The sequence below is a fragment of the Algoriphagus aestuariicola genome (assembly GCF_017254835.1).
In the GTDB taxonomy this organism is placed as follows: domain Bacteria; phylum Bacteroidota; class Bacteroidia; order Cytophagales; family Cyclobacteriaceae; genus Algoriphagus; species Algoriphagus aestuariicola.
Genome location: NZ_JAFKCW010000001.1, coordinates 487,149 through 505,082 on the forward strand (window position 1 = coordinate 487,149; position 17,934 = coordinate 505,082).

A 17,934-nucleotide genomic window follows, 5' to 3' on the forward strand; every position below is an offset into this window, starting at 1 on the left:
GACTAGCTGATTGCGTCCCAATCAATCTTTTCGGCCTTCAGCGGCAAATGTCTGATCCTACTGCCGGTTGCGTCAAAGATGGCGTTGGCGATGGCTGCGGCAACAGGCCCCATCGCGGCTTCTCCGGCTCCCATGGGTGAAGTGTCCGGTCGATCGATAAGGTGAACTTCAACTTCCGGGGCGTCTAGCATGCGAATGATGGGGAAGCTTGTCCAGTCTTTGCTGACAATTCCACCCTGATCGTATACCACCTCTTCCATCATCGACCAACTCGCAGATTGGATCATGCCTCCTTCCGTTTGGTTTTTGAGTCCATCGGGATTGATGACCAAGCCGGAATCGATTACCCCTGTGAGTTTTTTGAGTTTGTAGGCTTTGGCGCCTTTGTCGATTTCCACCTCGGCCAAAACAGCAAAGTAAGAAGTTGAATTTTTGTATCGGGAGTAGGCAATTCCAAATCCATTACTTGTGGACTTTTGCCTGGTTTTCCATCCGGACTTTTCAGCGAGAGTTTCCACCACAGTCTTTGCTCTTGGGTCTTCCAGGTTTTTCAAGCGGAACTCGACAGGGTCTTTTTCTGCCTTGTTGATCAATTCATCTAGGAAGGACTCCATCGCAAAGGTGTTGCCATAGGCTCCCAAGCCACGGAGGGAGGAAGTTCGCAGTGGGCCAGAATAGTTGTAAAGCAAAAGTTGTTTTGCTGGAATGCTGTACTCGGGAATTCCGTTGCGATAGGAGCCTCCGGAAAAACCTCCTTTTCGGAATTCTACAGGTGGCTCGAGGTGACGAGCGGAGACGAAACTTCCTGCTCGGCCATTTGGGCGGGTGCTGTGGGAGTCTGACCAGATCTTGGTTTCCCACGCGAGGAGATTTCCGTCTGCGTCCATTCCCGCTGAAAGCTGGAAAGCCATAGCCGTCCCGTAGGGTTCCCATTGATGCTCGGATTCCCGCATCCATTGCAGGCGAATAGGTTTGCCGGGGAACTCTTTGGCGATTAGTGCCGCTTCGCCGGAAACGTCATCGGCTCCGTTGTGCCCATAGCAGCCCGATCCCGGCACTCCGATGCAGCGAATTTTGTCTTCGTCCAATGAAAAAAGATCTGCAAGTGTAGCCCTCATCGGGTAGACTCCCTGCGTAGCAGTCCACACCGTCAGCAGGTTTTCTTCCCAAAGTGCCACAGAGCATGATGGCCCCATGGACGCATGCATATGATAGGGGCGAAAGTATTCAGCTTGGTGCTTGAGGGGAGCCTTTTCGATCTTCTCAATGATTCCTTCGGACATTTGGACCTCTTCAGGAGTTCCTGAAGTGTTTTTCATCGAGTCCATCAGTTGGCCGGGTAGCGTTTCGATAGGTGATTTTTTCCAGGTAGCCAAGGATTTCATCGCTTCCCAGGCTTTCACTGCCTGATATTCACGCTCTGCCACGACGGCTAGGAAGCTCCCATTGCGGATTACTTTAATTATCCCCGGCATGGATTCAACCTGATTGGAATTCAGGGAATCCAATCTCGCGGAGTAGGAGGGCGGATGAAGCACTCTGGCATGAAGCATCCCGGGTAATCGCAGATCATGGATGAAGTGAGATTCGCCTTTTGCCATCTTCTCGATATCATCCCGCTTCAGCGCTTGTCCGACGTATTGGTAGTTTTGGAAGTTCTTGGGTATAGCTTCTCCCGTGACGGCACCTTCGATGATTTTTCCTTCCAGAAGTTTCCAATAGCTGATCTCGTCTCCGGATGGGGATCTGATTATGCCATCTTTGACCGAAAGCGAATTTGGCTCGGTACCCCACCGTTCGGCTGCCATCTTCAGCAGGCGAAGCCTTGCCTCGGCCGCTGCGTTTCGGATGGCTTTTCCGCTTCCTTCAACTGAGTTGCTTCCGGCTGTAAATCCCTCGTTGGCCGTCTGCCCGGTGTCGGAGTTGATAATACGACAACGATCCGGCGATATGTCCAACTCCTCCGCTGCAATCTGGATCAGGGCGATTTTGATTCCCTGTCCCAGTTCCTGCTTGCCGGACAGCACAGTCAGATACCCCTCGGCATCCAGCCGGATCCAGGAATCAATGAGCTTGTTGTCAATATGTGGACGAACCGGGATGCCGGGGTATCGAGGGGACTCCTGTTGGGCTCCTTTTGTCTGGCAAAACGCAAGAGGCAACAGGTTAAAACCTATCATCAGATGCCCGGCGGTTTTCAGGAAAGACCTACGTCCTGTATCTGTGAGATGTTGCTCTTTCATTTTGTCGAGTTTAGCTTTTCTGAAGCAAGCTTGACGGCCTGGATAAACCTCGAATGGGTACCGCATCGGCAAATCACGGGATTGAGGGCTTCTTTGATTTCGATTTCTGAAGGATTGTTGTTGGCGGTCAAAAGAGCGACTGCGGAAATGACCATTCCATTGAGGCAATAGCCGCACTGCGCAGCTTGGGTTTCGATAAATGCTTCCTGAACAGGGTGGAGTCGGCCGTTTCTTGCTAGGCCTTCCAACGTGGTGATTTCTGTGTCTTCGAAGCTCACGCACGGCCTTAGACAGGTAGCTTCGGCCTTCGAGTCGGCGAGTACCATGCATGCTCCGCACTGATGGAGTCCGCACCCATATTTTGCGCCGTTGACCGCAAACTCTTCTCTCAGGATGTAGAGAAGGGGTTCCTCAGGGTCTGCCGAAATGGTTTGTTTTTGACCGTTGACTCGCAAGCTTATACTTTGGGTCATGATATTCAGTGGTTTGAAAATCAAACTAAGGAATGTCGGCCTGAAATGCAATTGGGTTTATACCAAAGGCAGGCTATCGGATCTGCCGGACTAGAAAATTCGGCTTGGTCTTGGGTAGAAATAAAAAAAAAAGCACCCTTTTCGGGGTGCTTATTTGGAGGTCGCGAGCGGATTCGAACCGCTGTACGAGGTTTTGCAGACCTCTGCCTAGCCACTCGGCCACGCGACCATTCGCTTTTCGGAATGCAAATGTAGGATTAATATTTGCCAGACCAAACAGCGCTTTTAGAAAATTCATCCAGTCCTCAAATAAAATTTGCTTTCTACGGGATAATTTTCATGGGGTTTAGGCAGGGAAATGCTGATAATCAGCATGGTGCGAAAATGGGGCAAAAAACCATTTATTTATAACGATTCTAAATTGAAAATTCTTCATTTTGATCTCTATAAATAAAAGAAAGTCAGCTAGTTAAATGTTTAAAAATCGGATAGCGAGGCAATTTTCCACTCCTATATTCATATTTGAAAAATTGGGTTCCGATAGTACCTTTGCAGGGGTTAAAGAGAACCTTAAAAACTATTTAATTAGCTATAATATGTTATCCAAACGCTCGTTAGTAGGGATTCGATTGAGTTTCCAGACGCTGGCAGTGCTGCTTTTCATGCTGATTGGGGTTTCGGCTTATGCCGCAGATCCGGCGGTGGCAAGCAGCGAAGAAGCGATTGCGGCAGGTAAGACTGTCTTCAATGCCAATTGTAAGCAGTGCCACAAACTCGATGCAAAAAGTGTCGGTCCTGCTCTGAGAGGTGCCACAGACAGACAGCCGCTTGACAAAGTGAAGAGCTTCATTAAAAATTCACAGGCACTCATCGGTTCTGGAGATGCGTACTTCTCGGCGCTTTTCAAGGAGTACAGCAACACCGTCATGCCTGCTCACGAATTTTTGTCGGATGACGATCTGAACAACTTGCTAGCCTATATCGAGCATGGGGACAAAGTGGACCCGGCAGCCGCGGCGGCTACAGCAGGTGGTGAAGCGGGTCCCGCAGCAGGTGGAGGTATCCCGAGCGAATACCTCTCTATTATTTTGGGAGTTTTGGTTGTCGTGTTGCTGCTGATTTTGGTGGTTTTGGGATTGATTATTTCAGTTCTTACCAAATATATCAACAAGCAAGACCTTCCTGAGGATGACAAGGAGTTCGTTTCCCAAAAGACTGACTTTGCCAAGATTTTTAAGAGTGACGCCTTTATTATAGTGGTGACCGCTCTGGTGGTTGCACTGGTTGCCAAAACTGCGATTGACGGATTGTACTCAGTCGGTGTTCAGCAAGGTTATGCGCCTACACAGCCTATCGCTTACTCCCACAAGCTTCACGCGGGCGATCTTGAAATTGCCTGCCAATATTGCCATACCGGTGCGGAGATTGGCCGGTCTGCAAACATTCCTTCTCCCAATATTTGTATGAACTGCCATACCCACGTTCAGAACGTGCAGGGCAAGGAGGGCATTTCTCCGGAAATCGCCAAGATCTATGCAGCGGTGGAAAACAACCAGCCGATTGAGTGGGTAAGGGTACACAACCTGCCTGACTTGGCCTATTTCAACCACTCCCAGCACGTAGCGGTAGGCGGCATCGAATGCCAGACGTGTCACGGTCCGATCCAGGAGATGGAAGTGGTGGGACAACACAGTGCATTGACCATGGGCTGGTGTATCGATTGTCACAGACAAACTGAGATTGCTACCGAAGGCAATGCTTACTACGATAAGTTGGTTCAACTTCACTCTGACTCCAAGGATGCCCTTAAGGTGAAAGACATCGGTGGTCTGGAGTGTGCGAAGTGCCACTATTAATTCCTTATCCTTTTAGCTAATTCATTCCTAGAAATAAAAATGAAGGAAAATAAAAAAACCTACTGGAAGGGGCTCGAACAACTCAGCAACGATGCGGGGTTTGTAAAGCATGCCGACAAGGAGTTTGCGGAACTTCCGACAACACTCAGCGAAGATGGCAATTCCTCCCGAAGAGATTTTCTCAAAGTGATGGGTTTCAGCTTGGCAGCAGCTACTTTGGCAGCTTGCGAAGCTCCGGTGAGAAAGGCTATTCCATATGTGAACAAGCCGGTTGACATCAACCCTTCCATCCCCAACTATTACGCTTCTACTTTTGCCTCAGGTGGGGACTATGCCTCCATCGTGGTAAAAACAAGAGAAGGACGTCCTATCAAGATCGACGGCAATGAACTATCTCCTATTAGCAAAGGTGGTTCCAATGCGATCGTGCAGGCGGCTGTCCTTTCCCTATATGACAAGCAAAGACTGGCGGCTCCTATGGTAGGTGGCGCCAAGTCTGATTGGAAAACAGTAGACGAGCAGGTGAAATCCAAACTCGCCTCTGCGGGAGCGATCAAGATCGTGACCAACTCACTTTTCTCCCCAACTACAGAGAAAGCAATCCAGGAATTTGCCGCAGCTTTTGGAAACGTGGAAGTAGTAACCTACGACCCTCGGTCCAACTACGGTATCGCAAAAGCTGCCGAGGCCACTTACGGCCAAGCAATGGTTCCTGACTATAGATTTGACAATGCTAAAGTGATCGTTTCCTTTGGGGCAGACTTCTTGGGAACTTGGATTTCTCCAATCGAATTCTCTCAAGCCTATACTTCGAATAGAAAAGTAACCAAGGAGAAGCCTGAAATGTCCCGTCACTATCAGTTTGAGTCGAATTTGTCTCTTGCTGGTGCCAACGCCGATTACAGAACTCCAATCAAAGCTTCCCAAAGCGGACTCGCAGTGCTTGCCCTTTACAACGCACTTGCCAAGAAGGCTGGTGTTGCTGCAGTTTCTGCTCCTGCAGTAGAAGTTGCTCACTTGGAGCAAGCTGCCAATGACCTTTGGGCTGCAAAAGAACTAGGTTTGGTGATCTCCGGATCAAACGATCCAAACGTTCAGATCGTGATCAATGCAATCAACGATCTTTTGGGTGCAAACGGTTCAACCGTTGACTTCTCAAATCCAGTGAACTACAGAAAAGGTGACGATGCCAAAATGGCTCAGTTCGTCGCTGATTTGGGAGCTGGAGGAGTAGGAGGAGTGATCTTCTACAACTGTAACCCAGTATACGACCATCCTCAAGGAGCTGAGATTGCTGCTGGAATCGCTAAAGCGAAGGTCAGCATCGCTACCAACGGAACTTTGGATGAAACTGCTTCCTTGGTGCAGATCGTCGCTCCAGACCATCACTTCTTGGAATCTTGGAATGACTACAATCCTAAGAAAGGATTGTACTCTTTGGCTCAGCCAACCATTTCCCCACTATTCGCTACTAGACAAGCTCAGGATTCCTTCCTGACTTGGTCAGGAAATACAACTTCTTATTACGATTACCTTCAGGCAAACTGGACGCAGGCTTTCTTCCCTGCTTACGGTGCAGATGCCGCTTCATTCCAAGAGTTCTGGGATAGAGCACTTTACAATGGTGTCGTAGGTAGTACTGCTGCTTCTGTTGCAGTCGCTGCTGTAGCCGATACTTCTGCTTCCGCTGCCGCGGTAACAAAAAGCTATGCCGCTGACAATGCTGGTGCCGAATTGGTAGTTTATACCAAAGTCGGTATGGGAGACGGTACCTACGCCAACAATCCTTGGCTTCAAGAAATGTCCGATCCTATTACCAAGGCTACTTGGGATAACTACCTGACCGTCTCCCAGCGATGGGCAAACGAAAATGGCGTAAGCATGGTGGAGGAAAACACCAAAAAGGCTCAACTGACCGTAAACGGAAAGTCATTGATCGTTCCGATCTTGATCCAGCCAGGTCAGGCTTATGGAACTTTCGGTTTGGCTATCGGATACGGTAGAACTGCAGCTGGCAGAGCCGGAAATGGAGTAGGGGTTAACGCCTATAACCTGCTTGATCTTTCAAAAGGCTTTGTTCAAACTGACATTACCGCTGGAGTAGAAGTAGCTGTGACTGGTGAGTCTTATAAGATTGCCCGTACTCAGACTCACCAGACCTTCATGGGACGTGAAAACGTGATCCAAGAGACTACACTGGGAGAGTACAAGCAAGATGCTTCTGCTGGCCGATACAAGCCAGAAATCTATAAAGACGGTGAGTTTGTAAAACCGTCCAAGATTTCTCTTTGGAGTGGTCACAAATACAGCCAGCACCATTGGGGCTTGGCGATTGACATGTCTTCCTGTACAGGTTGCGGTGCTTGTACCGTTGCTTGCCAAGTAGAAAACAACGTCGCTGTAGTAGGTAAGCAGGAAGTATTGAACAGAAGAGAGATGGCTTGGATCAGAATTGACCGCTATTATTCTTCTGATGCTCCAGCAGACGATCTTTCAGGAATGGAAGTAGCTGCCGAGAATCCTGAGGTAACCTTCCAGCCGATGATGTGCCAGCAGTGTAACAACGCTCCTTGTGAGACTGTTTGTCCTGTGGCTGCGACAACCCACTCTTCTGAGGGGCTTAACCAAATGACTTATAACAGATGTATCGGTACGAGATATTGTGCCAACAACTGTCCGTATAAAGTACGTCGATTCAACTGGTTCAAATACCACGACAACAAAGACTTCGCTGTAGCTAACATGGCTCAGAACGATGATTTGGGTAAAATGGTACTGAACCCAGACGTGACTGTACGTGCTAGAGGTGTGATGGAAAAGTGCTCCATGTGCGTGCAAAGAATTCAGGCCGGTAAGTTGGAAGCCAAGCGTGAGAAGCGCAAGGTGAAAGACGGCGACATCAATGTGGCTTGTGCTCAGGCATGTCCAGGTGGCGGTTTGGTCTTCGGTGATTTGAACGATCCGGAAAGCCGTATTTCCAAGCTTTTGAAGATCGAAGAATCTGATGCGGCTCACAAGGAAGTGGGTGAAGAAAGAGCTTACCACGTATTGGAAGAGATCAACGTGAGTCCTAACGTTTGGTACTTTACCAAAATCAGAAATAAAGAGAAAAACGAAGCGTAATCATAATTTTATAAACTATGCAGGTTACTTCATCCGTACGTGAGCCGTTAGTTACCGGAGGGAAATCCTACCATGACGTAACACACGATGTGTCGCGCCATGTGGAAGCAAAACCAAATATCAAGTGGTTTCTGGCTTTTCTTACCTCAGCCGGTGTATTGGCACTTGGATTTATAGCCGTTGCCGCGACCGTATGGGAGGGCATCGGAATGTGGGGATTGAACAAAACAGTGGGCTGGGCTTGGGATATCACCAACTTCGTATGGTGGGTAGGTATCGGTCACGCCGGTACACTGATCTCCGCAGTATTGCTTTTGTTCAGACAGAAATGGAGAACGTCAATCAACAGAGCGGCGGAAGCGATGACCATCTTCGCGGTAATCTGTGCGGCGATGTTCCCGGTACTCCACATGGGACGACCTTGGCTGGGAGCTTATTGGGCTCTTCCCTTGCCAAACACTTTTGGTTCCCTTTGGGTAAACTTTAACTCTCCGCTTCTTTGGGACGTATTCGCGATCTCTACTTATTTCTCGGTTTCATTGGTATTCTGGTACATCGGTTTGATTCCTGATTTTGCCACCATCCGTGACAGAGCTACGGGTTTGAGAAAGACCATTTACGGAGCGCTTTCTTTTGGATGGGATGGAGCTGCAAAAAGCTGGATGCGCTACGAGTCAGTTTCTTTGATTCTTGCAGGTTTGGCTACTCCACTCGTACTTTCAGTTCACACGATCGTATCGTTTGACTTTGCTACCTCGGTAATTCCAGGATGGCACACTACGATCTTCCCTCCATACTTCGTTGCCGGTGCGATCTTCTCCGGATTTGCGATGGTGTTGACCTTGATGATTATCACCAGAAAGGTTTACAACTTGGAAGACTACATCACCATCGGTCACATCGAATTGATGAACATCGTAATCATCATTACCGGATCGATCGTAGGTATCGCGTACATTACCGAGTTTTTCATCGCTTGGTATTCTGGTGTAGAAGCTGAACAGTACGCCTTCATCAACCGTGCTACCGGACCTTACTGGTGGGCTTACTGGTCAATGATGACTTGTAATGTAATCTCTCCACAACTCTTCTGGTTCAAGAAAATCAGAACCTCAATAGTCGCTACTTTCCTACTTTCTTTGGTAGTGAATATCGGGATGTGGTTTGAGCGATTTGTGATCATCGTGACTTCCCTTCATAGGGATTACCTTCCGTCTTCTTGGGCAATGTTCTACCCAACTTGGGCTGATGTGGGAGTTTACATGTTCACCTTTGGCTTGTTCTTCACACTGTTCTTCTTGTTTGCCAAGTTCTTCCCGGTGATCAATATGGCGGAAGTGAAATCCGTACTCAAGTCTTCATCCGAAAAAGTGCATAAATAATCATGGAAAAGGATACACATTTTATTCTGGGAGTCTACGACGATGAGGACGTATTGCTCCATGCAGTAGAGAAAGTAAGAGGCACAGGTGTGAAAATCCACGAAGTATATTCTCCCTATCCTGTTCACGGGTTGGAGCATGTCTTGGGGTACAAGAGAAGTCGCCTTCCTATCGCCGCTTTCCTTTTCGGGATGCTGGGAACGACCCTCGCGCTGACTATGCAGTTTTACATGATGAGATTCGACTGGCCGATGATCATTGGTGGTAAAGACTACGCTGCTTTCCCTGATTTTATTCCGGTATCGTTCGAGTTGACGGTGCTTTTGGCATCCTTCGGTATGGTGGCGGTGTTTATGATCGTTTCCAATCTCAAGCCTTGGGCCCAGCCTAGAATCTTCGACCTGAGATCTACAGATGACAAGCATGTCATGGCAATCGACATTGCAAACAACAGTGCAGTCCAAGTGGAAGAGATTAAGGAAATCCTGAGATCCTCCGGCGCAACTGAGGTAAATAACAAAAGTTTTGAATAGAAAATCCGGATATATGAAAATTGCAAAAGCATTGATTTTCGGAGGTTCTGCACTGGCCATTTCTCTTCTGGCCGGATGTAAGGCCGGTGGCGACAACCAAGGTCTTGAGTATGCACCTCAGATGTATCATTCCGTAGCCTATGAGCCTTTGACGCAAATCAAGGACGAGTCGATGGGCAGTTGGCTTTCCAACCGCGAGGATGGCAAGGGGGAGTTTTTCAACTCCAACGTTTACAACCCGCATGGCATGAACATGAGAGAGCCAGTGGCTAATACTGTTCCAAGAAACAAGCAAGGCTACCTGCCTTACAGACTCAAGGCGTTTGAACTTGAGCAAGCCGCCCTGATCAAGAATCCTGTGGAATCTTCTGAGGAAGTCCTAAAACGTGGAGAAGTGCTCTTTACACAATATTGCAGCGCATGCCACGGAAAGACTGGACAGGGCGATGGAAAAGCCGGTGAGATCATCGGTGGTGTCGCCAACTTGACAGGAGGTGCCTATGTCAACCTTCCTGAAGGCCACATCTTCCACGTGATTACCAAAGGAAAAGGCCGAATGGGGGCTCACGGTTCCCAGATTCCTGAGGAAAGCAGATGGAAAATTGTTCACTATGTAAAACAAGTTATCCAAGGTCAGGCTGCAGCCGCTACTCCGGCTCCTGCTGCAGATTCCACCGCGGTAGCACAAGTAACCCCAGCTAACTAATCATGGCGCATCACGGCGAACAACACTATAATCTGGAGCAGCGATTCGACTTTACTGCTGCTACCAAAAAATCCATCATGACCGTTTTGGTTATTGGTGCGATCCTCTTGGGTATAGGCATCATCCTGGCAATGACAGGTGGTGGACACCATGAGGAAGCTGGGGAAGCAGGAGGGCATGCCTTCCACTGGTACGAGCGTCTTTATGCCAACCTTTGGATCAACAACGTATTCTTCACCGGTATCGCTCTGGTGGGGGTATTCTTCTTTGCGATCCAGTTTGCTGCGCAGGCAGGGTGGTCAACTCCAATCCTTAGGATCATGCTTTCCTTGGGTAATTGGTTGCCAATCGCTGGTGTATTGATGATTGCTACGTTCTTCATCGCAAATCACGACCTCTTCCACTGGACTCACGCTTATCTGTTTGATAAAAATGACCCCCAATATGACAGCATCATCGACGGAAAAGGGGCATTCTTTTACTGGCCTATGGAAAAGGGATCTTTCCCGATTTTCTACATCGCGAGAATGATCATCTTCTTCGTATTCTGGGTGTTTTTCTTCAATAAGTTTAAGCAGATCTCCGAGCAAGAAGACCAATTGGGAGGTACCTCCCACTGGTTTAAGATGAGAAGCTGGTCAGCCTATTTCTTGGTATTCTTTGCGGTATCTTCTTCCATTTCTGCGTGGGATTGGGTAATGTCCATCGATACCCACTGGTTCTCAACCCTGTTTGGATGGTATGTATTTGCATCTTGGTTGGTATCAGGCCTTTCAGCAATCACGCTTTTGACCATCTTCCTCAAGGGAAGAGGCTATCTGGAGATGGTTAACCAAAACCATATCCACGACTTGGGCAAGTTTGTATTTGGCTTCTCTATCTTCTGGACCTATCTGTGGTTTTCACAGTTCCTCTTGATCTACTACGCCAATATTCCTGAAGAATCAGTTTACTTCATTGAGCGACTTTCCAGTGATGTATTCGGACCTTATATTTTTGTCAACTTGGGCTTAAACTTCTTCCTGCCTTTCTTGGTTTTGATGACCAGAGATGCAAAAAGACATGGCATCTTCCTAAAGGTGGTATGTAGCATCCTTTTGGTCGGACATTGGGTGGATTTCTTCCTGATGGTTCAACCGGGTACATTGGGACACAATGGAGGCATTGGATTCATCGAAGTAGGGATGTTCCTGGTTTACGGCTCTGCGGCGACATTAGTGGTGTTGGGAGGCTTGGCCAAGAAAAACCTGGTTGCCAAAAATCATCCAATGCTTGAGGAAAGCTATCATCATCACATTTAATTAATTATCCGAAAAGACTAAGATATGTACGGATTTCTGATTGGAGTAGGGGTTCTTCTGGTGCTGTCCATAGTTTGGATGGTGTACAGAATTCAGACCTTGGTTTCTGTAGTAAAGGGTTCAGATAAGAAGATTGCTTCTGGAAGCAATAAGGTAAATGCCATTCTCTTTATCCTGTTTTTGTTGGGTACCGGCATCTTGATGTTTTGGTATTCCATCAAGGAATTTGACAATTATCAGCTTCCTATTGCGTCCGAGCACGGTGTCATCACCGACAGTTTGTTCTGGATTACGATGGCGGTCACTGGCGTGGTGTTTTTGATCACCCACATCCTGCTTTTCATCTTCCCTTACAAATACCAATACAAGGAAGATCGCAAGGCGACTTTTTATCCCGACAACAACAAGCTTGAGATTATCTGGACTGCCGTTCCTGCGGTAGTGTTGGCGGGATTGGTGATATCTGGATGGGTAGCTTGGTCTGATATCACAGCTCCAGCTCCTGAAAAGGCACACGTGGTCGAGATCATGGGCTACCAGTTTGCGTGGGAGATCAGATACCCCGGCAAAGACAATGTGTTGGGCGACTACGACTATCGCCTGATCACCGCGTCAAATTCCCATGGGGTTGACTTCACTGACAAGAATGCCTTGGACGATTTCCCCTCCCCAAAAGTGGTGATACCAAAAGGCGAGCCAGTTCTCTTCAAAATCAGAGCTCGTGACGTGTTGCACTCAGTATTCGCACCGCACATGAGATTGAAGATGGATGCGGTACCAGGTATGCCGACTCGCTTCTGGTTTGTCCCTACCAAGACTACCGAGGAAATGCGTGCAGAATTGAACGATCCTGAATTTGAATATGAAATCGCTTGTACCGAGATCTGCGGACGCGGACACTTCGGTATGAGAAGGGTAATCGAAGTAGTAGAGCCGGAGGCTTATCAAAAGTGGTATGCTGAGCAGAAGACCTTCATTCAGCAAAACCCTGCTTTGGCAGAGGGCCTGTCTACTGAGGTGAAAGAGCTGGCGGAAATTCAATTAAGAGAAAGTAATAAATAAAATTATAGGTTATGGCTACAGCATCTGCGGCACATCATGACACGGCCCACGATCACCACGATCATGAGCATCATGATAATTTTATAACGAAATATATCTTCTCCCAGGATCACAAGATGATCGGTAAGCAATTTTTGGTTACCGGGATTTTCTGGGCGTTGATCGGGGGGTTTTTATCCGTCCTTTTCAGATTGCAGCTTGGTTTTCCTGATTTGAGCTTGGAGTTCCTGCGCCCTTTGCTGGGTGGCTGGATCGACGAGGCGGGAAAGCTTGATCCGACGTTTTACCTTGCGCTCGTCACGATGCACGGTACCATCATGGTATTCTTTGTGTTGACCGCTGGCTTGAGCGGGACTTTCTCCAATTTTCTGATCCCTTTGCAAATCGGTGCCCGTGATATGGCATCTGGTTTTATGAACATGCTTTCTTACTGGTTCTTCTTTATCTCCGGTGTGATCATGTTTATCTCCCTGTTTATCAAAACTGGCCCTGCAGGTGGTGGTTGGGTAATTTATCCTCCATTGTCCGCATTGGAGCAAGCGATTCCGGGATCTGGTTTGGGTATGACCTTGTGGTTGGTGGCAATGGTATTCTTCATCGCTTCTTCATTGATGGGCGGCATCAACTACATCACCACGATCATTAACCTCAGAACAAAAGGGATGTCTTTCTCAAGACTTCCTTTGACTATATGGGCTTTCTTCCTTACTGCTGTGATTGGACTTTTGTCTTTCCCTGTACTGTTTGGAGCAGCTTTGTTGCTGGTATTTGACCGAAGCTTCGGTACTTCTTTCTACCTATCTGACATCTATGTGGCAGGTGAAGCTCTTCCAAATACTGGAGGTAGCCCAGTGTTGTTCCAGCACTTGTTCTGGTTCTTGGGACACCCTGAGGTTTACATTGTGTTGTTACCAGCTTTGGGTATCACATCCGAGGTGATCGCGACCAACTCAAGAAAGCCGATCTTTGGCTACAAGGCGATGATCATTTCCATGCTGGGAATCACCATCCTGTCCTTCATCGTATGGGCTCACCACATGTTCGTGTCCGGTATGAATCCATTCTTGGGCTCTATCTTCATGTTCTTGACCCTGATCATTGCGGTGCCTTCTGCAGTGAAGGTATTCAACTACCTGACTACGCTTTGGAGAGGTAACTTGGTATTCACGCCTGCGATGCTGTTTTCGATCGGACTGGTATCGTTCTTCATCTCTGGTGGTTTGACTGGTATTTTCCTCGGTAATTCTGCAATCGATATTCAGTTGCACGATACCTATTTCGTCGTGGCTCACTTCCACTTGGTAATGGGTTCTGCTTCCTTCTTCGGAATGGTGGCTGGTGTCTACCACTGGTTCCCCAAGATGTTCGGACGTATGATGGATGCCAAATTGGGCTACGTGCATTTCTGGTTAACTTTCACCGGTGTGTACTTGGTGTTCTTCCCAATGCACTACATCGGTATCGCTGGATTCCCAAGAAGATATTATTCATGGACCAACTTCAGCTTTACAGATCTTTATACTGATTTGAATATGTTCGTGTCTGCGGCCGCAATCATCACCTTTGCAGCCCAATTCATCTTCTTGTTCAACTTCTTCTACAGCATGTTTAGAGGAAGAAAGGCTACACTGAATCCTTGGAGATCCAATACCTTGGAGTGGACTACACCACTCGAGCCTGGTCACGGCAACTGGCCTGGAGAGATTCCAGCAGTTTATAGATGGCCTTACGATTATTCCAAGCCAGGTGCTGCTGAAGATTTCATTCCTCAGACTGTGCCGCTTTCACAGACTCCAGAATCCAATCTGCCACACGAGCAAGAGATGGTCAAGCTTGAGCTTGAGATTATGAAGGAGGAGGCTGAGGTTTTGGTAGCAAATGAATCAAAGCACTGATAATGCAATAAACAGCTTTCGCCGCTTTTCCTTTTGGACGGTGATCGCTGTTTATTTTCTGATCTTGGTCGGTGGAATAGTACGTAGTACTGGCTCAGGAATGGGCTGCCCCGATTGGCCGAGATGTTTCGGGAATGTGATCCCTCCCACAAATGTAGAGCAGCTTCCTGCCAATTACCAGGAAATCTATCTACAGATAAGATTGGCTAAAAACGAACGGTTTGTAGCTACGCTTGAAAGGCTAGGCTTTGACAAAAAAGCCCATGAGATTGCCAATGACAAATCCATCCTCGTCGAGGAAGAGTTCAATGCGACCAAAACCTGGATAGAATACATAAACCGTCTGGTGGGGGTGTTTATTGGGATTCTGATCATTATCACGGTTTGGAAGTCATTCAAGCTTTGGAAATTGAACAGGCAGATCACAATCTATTCGCTGATCGCCTTGATATTGGTTCTGTTCACGGGATGGATAGGCTCCATTGTGGTTTCCACGAATTTGCTGCCTTGGATGATTACCTTCCACATGCTGCTTGCTTTGGCACTAGTCGCCGTCCTGCTGTATGTAAACTATCTTTCCGAGCGTCAGCAACCTGGACACGGAGTAAGGTTGACCGTTCCTCGCAGGGTAAGGGCTGTGCTTACAGTAGGAATGGTATTGACGGTAATACAAGTCGTCTTGGGAACCGAAGTTCGGGAGCAAATTGATCGGATCTCCTTTTCTCTTGGAGATCTGCTGAGAGACGAGTGGGTAGGCAGGTTGGGACTGGATTTCATTGTCCACCGTTCCTTTTCCCTGGTCCTTCTTGTAGTGCATTTGCTTTACTTCTACTGGGCATTTCGATATTCGGCGCGGCGTTCAAAAGTCAATCTCCTCTCGCAAGTTTTGATGCTTGTTCTACTTTTGGAGATTGCATCGGGGATGGGAATGGCGTACTTCGGTATTCCGGCATTTCTTCAACCAGTACACTTATTACTTGGCTCATTAGTCTTAGGGATCCAGTTTACGCTATTCCTGCAGCTAAAAAACCAAGTGCAGTTTAAGTTAAATACAAATTGACAATGAGGACAGTTGACGTAACTGACCATTCGATTTCCACTTTGATCCTCGCGAGGATCAAGGCCTATTCTGACCTGATCAAGCTTAGGCTATCTGCATTGGTCACATTTTCGGCAGTTTTCGGCTATATCCTAGGCGATACAGGGCTGAGCTTTGGCTGGTCTGGATTTATTGGTCTTGCTTTAGGCGGGTTTATGATTTCTGGTGCATCCGGTGCAGCCAATGAGATCATGGAGCGGGATCTGGACAAGCTCATGAAGCGTACCCAAAACCGCCCGCTTCCGCTGCAGATAATTTCCCTACAGGAAGCTTATTGGTTTACTTCTCTTGTGGCCATAGGGGGGATTTCACTCTTGTGGATCTTTACCAATCCCTTGACGACATGGCTCGGCATCCTGAGTATGGTGCTGTATGTTTTCGCATATACTCCGCTAAAAAGGGTAGGGCCGATCGCGGTCTTTGTGGGAGCTATTCCCGGAGCCATGCCTCCGCTCTTGGGCTGGACAGCGGCTACTGGAGCTATCACCTACGAGGCATTGATTATCTTCGGAATACAGTTTATCTGGCAGTTTCCCCACTTCTGGGCTATCGCGTGGGTCAGTGATGAAGACTACAAGAGGGCAGGATTCAAACTGTTGCCGAGTGGGGGAGGTCAAGATTTGAACACAGCAATTCAAATCATGATCTATACGCTTTTCCTGTTGCCTTTGGGCTTGTTGCCTAGCTATTTTGGATTGACTGGGCTTAATTCAGGAATTGTAGCTACCGTTTGCGGAGTCCTGTTTCTTGCACAGACTTTCTCTCTTATGAGGGATTGTTCTCGCAAATCAGCCTTGAAAATCATGTTTGGTTCATTTCTATACTTACCCATCGTACAGATTGCCTATCTGCTCGATAAATTACCCTAAGCCATGGAAAGAGAATTGAAATACATCGATATGGTGGAGCAACCCATCTCCATGCACCCAAAGAAATTCGCGCTTTGGTTGTTCATGGTGACAGTGGTGATGATTTTTGCCGGATTGACGAGTGCCTACATCGTAAGACAGTCAGAAGGAAACTGGCTTGATTACGACTTGCCAAACATATTTTGGCTGACCACTGCGATTGCAGTGGCAAGTAGTCTTACTCTTCATTGGGCCTATTACTCTGCCAAAAAAGACAATTTTGTCAATTTGCGAGTGGGTATGATATTGACCGTTTTGTTGGGAGTAGCCTTTTTGGTAGGACAGTGGTATAGCTGGGTAGCAATGGTGGATAGGCAGGTGTTCTTCGTGGGGAATCCCTCCGGATCGTTCCTGTATGTTTTCACTGGATTGCATGCTGCCCACCTGATCTCTGGTGTGATATTTCTGATTATTGTGTTAATTTCGACCTTCCGACTGAAGGTCCATTCCCGGGCGATGGTTACCATGGAAATGGCCACTACTTACTGGCATTTTCTTGGGGGCTTGTGGATCTATCTGTTTATGTTTTTGCTTCTGAATCATTAAAATAAAACCTGGTACAAATCAATAAATTATGTCTGCGCATTCTACTGCTATTGGAATAAGCTCGAAAAGAGGCGTTTGGGGTGGAGGTAATGAACCCCTAAAGGCCAGCTATGGAAAACTCATGATGTGGTTTTTCCTTCTTTCCGACATCTTCACTTTTGCGGCTTTCTTGATTACTTACATTTCCATTCGGGTGAGCTACCCGGCTTATGCAGGACCCGCAGATACATTCGTCGGTTCTAATGAGTACTGGCCTGTACCAGAGATGGTATTTGAAGCGCTCCCTTTCATGCACGGTGTACATGCACCTTTGATTTTCGTAGGGATCATGACCTTTATCTTGATTGCCAGCTCTGTTACCATGGTATTGGCAGTGGAAGCAGGGCATAGAAACGACCGCAACGATGTTGTGAAGTGGATGCTCTGGACCTTGGTCGGAGGAGTAACTTTCTTGAGCTGCCAGGCTTGGGAGTGGAATCACTTCATTCATGGCACTGATGGCGGAAGCGTATTGACTTATGTGAATTCCTTGGGTAAGGTAGTTCAAGAGACGGTCTTCGGCGCTAACCTCCATGTGAACGAATACGGTCCTGCCGGCTTTGCCCAATTGTTTTTCTTTATCACAGGTTTCCACGGATTCCACGTGACTGTAGGTGTTTTCCTACTTTTCCTTTGCTTCTACCAAGCAGCGGTCGGAGTTTACGATAGAAGAGGCCACTATGAAATGGTGGAAAAAATCGGACTCTACTGGCACTTTGTAGACTTGGTTTGGGTATTTGTATTCACCTTGTTCTATCTGATCTAAGC

Annotated in this window: 14 protein-coding genes and 1 tRNA gene; 12 read left to right on the top strand and 3 right to left on the bottom strand. The window is 47.6% G+C overall.

Annotated features, from left to right (window positions below; all coding sequences use genetic code 11):
- Positions 1-2: 2 nt before the first annotated feature.
- From J0A67_RS02015 to J0A67_RS02025, 3 genes are all read right to left on the bottom strand, one after another.
- Positions 3-2,243: a xanthine dehydrogenase family protein molybdopterin-binding subunit gene (locus J0A67_RS02015; protein ID WP_206567602.1), complete on the bottom strand. Its 2,241-nt coding sequence runs from the start codon at positions 2,241-2,243 to the stop codon at positions 3-5.
- Positions 2,240-2,716: a (2Fe-2S)-binding protein gene (locus J0A67_RS02020; protein ID WP_206567603.1), complete on the bottom strand. Its 477-nt coding sequence runs from the start codon at positions 2,714-2,716 to the stop codon at positions 2,240-2,242. Before J0A67_RS02020 ends, J0A67_RS02015 begins: the two co-directional genes overlap by 4 nt.
- A 155-nt stretch (positions 2,717-2,871) precedes the next feature.
- A tRNA-Cys gene (locus J0A67_RS02025) sits at positions 2,872-2,945 on the bottom strand.
- Positions 2,946-3,312: 367 nt separating this feature from the next.
- On the opposite strand from J0A67_RS02025, the gene J0A67_RS02030 reads away from it, so the two are divergent.
- The 12 genes from J0A67_RS02030 to J0A67_RS02085 are packed head-to-tail and all read left to right on the top strand — an operon-like array spanning position 3,313 to position 17,932.
- Complete coding sequence (locus J0A67_RS02030; protein WP_206567604.1) at positions 3,313-4,572, top strand: c-type cytochrome; 1,260 nt, start codon at positions 3,313-3,315, stop codon at positions 4,570-4,572.
- A gap of 39 nt (positions 4,573-4,611) precedes the next feature.
- Positions 4,612-7,695, top strand: a complete 3,084-nt coding sequence (locus J0A67_RS02035; RefSeq protein WP_206567605.1) for a TAT-variant-translocated molybdopterin oxidoreductase — start codon at positions 4,612-4,614, stop codon at positions 7,693-7,695.
- A gap of 17 nt (positions 7,696-7,712) precedes the next feature.
- Positions 7,713-9,077: an NrfD/PsrC family molybdoenzyme membrane anchor subunit gene (gene nrfD / locus J0A67_RS02040; protein WP_206567606.1), complete on the top strand. Its 1,365-nt coding sequence runs from the start codon at positions 7,713-7,715 to the stop codon at positions 9,075-9,077.
- 2 nt (positions 9,078-9,079) lie between these two features.
- Positions 9,080-9,610 (top strand): DUF3341 domain-containing protein, encoded by a 531-nt coding sequence (locus tag J0A67_RS02045; RefSeq protein WP_206567607.1) that lies wholly within the window; start codon positions 9,080-9,082, stop codon positions 9,608-9,610.
- Between the two features lie 13 nt (positions 9,611-9,623).
- On the top strand, positions 9,624-10,316 hold the full coding sequence (locus tag J0A67_RS02050; RefSeq protein ID WP_206567608.1) for a c-type cytochrome: 693 nt from the start codon (positions 9,624-9,626) through the stop codon (positions 10,314-10,316).
- Between the two features lie 2 nt (positions 10,317-10,318).
- Complete coding sequence (locus tag J0A67_RS02055; protein WP_206567609.1) at positions 10,319-11,617, top strand: quinol:cytochrome C oxidoreductase; 1,299 nt, start codon at positions 10,319-10,321, stop codon at positions 11,615-11,617.
- Positions 11,618-11,641: 24 nt separating this feature from the next.
- Positions 11,642-12,679 carry a cytochrome c oxidase subunit II gene (locus J0A67_RS02060; protein ID WP_206567610.1) on the top strand — a complete coding sequence of 346 codons (1,038 nt, stop codon included), beginning with the start codon at positions 11,642-11,644 and terminating at the stop codon, positions 12,677-12,679.
- Positions 12,680-12,690: 11 nt separating this feature from the next.
- Positions 12,691-14,574, top strand: a complete 1,884-nt coding sequence (locus J0A67_RS02065) for a cytochrome c oxidase subunit I (RefSeq protein WP_206567611.1) — start codon at positions 12,691-12,693, stop codon at positions 14,572-14,574.
- Positions 14,558-15,634, top strand: coding sequence for a COX15/CtaA family protein (locus tag J0A67_RS02070; protein WP_206567612.1), 1,077 nt, complete (start codon positions 14,558-14,560; stop codon positions 15,632-15,634). Before J0A67_RS02065 ends, J0A67_RS02070 begins: the two co-directional genes overlap by 17 nt.
- Before the next feature lie 2 nt (positions 15,635-15,636).
- Positions 15,637-16,542 (top strand): heme o synthase, encoded by a 906-nt coding sequence (gene cyoE / locus J0A67_RS02075; protein WP_206567613.1) that lies wholly within the window; start codon positions 15,637-15,639, stop codon positions 16,540-16,542.
- Positions 16,543-16,545: 3 nt separating this feature from the next.
- Positions 16,546-17,127: a cytochrome c oxidase subunit 3 gene (locus J0A67_RS02080; protein ID WP_206567614.1), complete on the top strand. Its 582-nt coding sequence runs from the start codon at positions 16,546-16,548 to the stop codon at positions 17,125-17,127.
- A 28-nt stretch (positions 17,128-17,155) separates the two neighbouring features.
- Complete coding sequence (locus tag J0A67_RS02085; RefSeq protein WP_206567615.1) at positions 17,156-17,932, top strand: cytochrome c oxidase subunit 3; 777 nt, start codon at positions 17,156-17,158, stop codon at positions 17,930-17,932.
- Positions 17,933-17,934 lie beyond the last annotated feature (2 nt).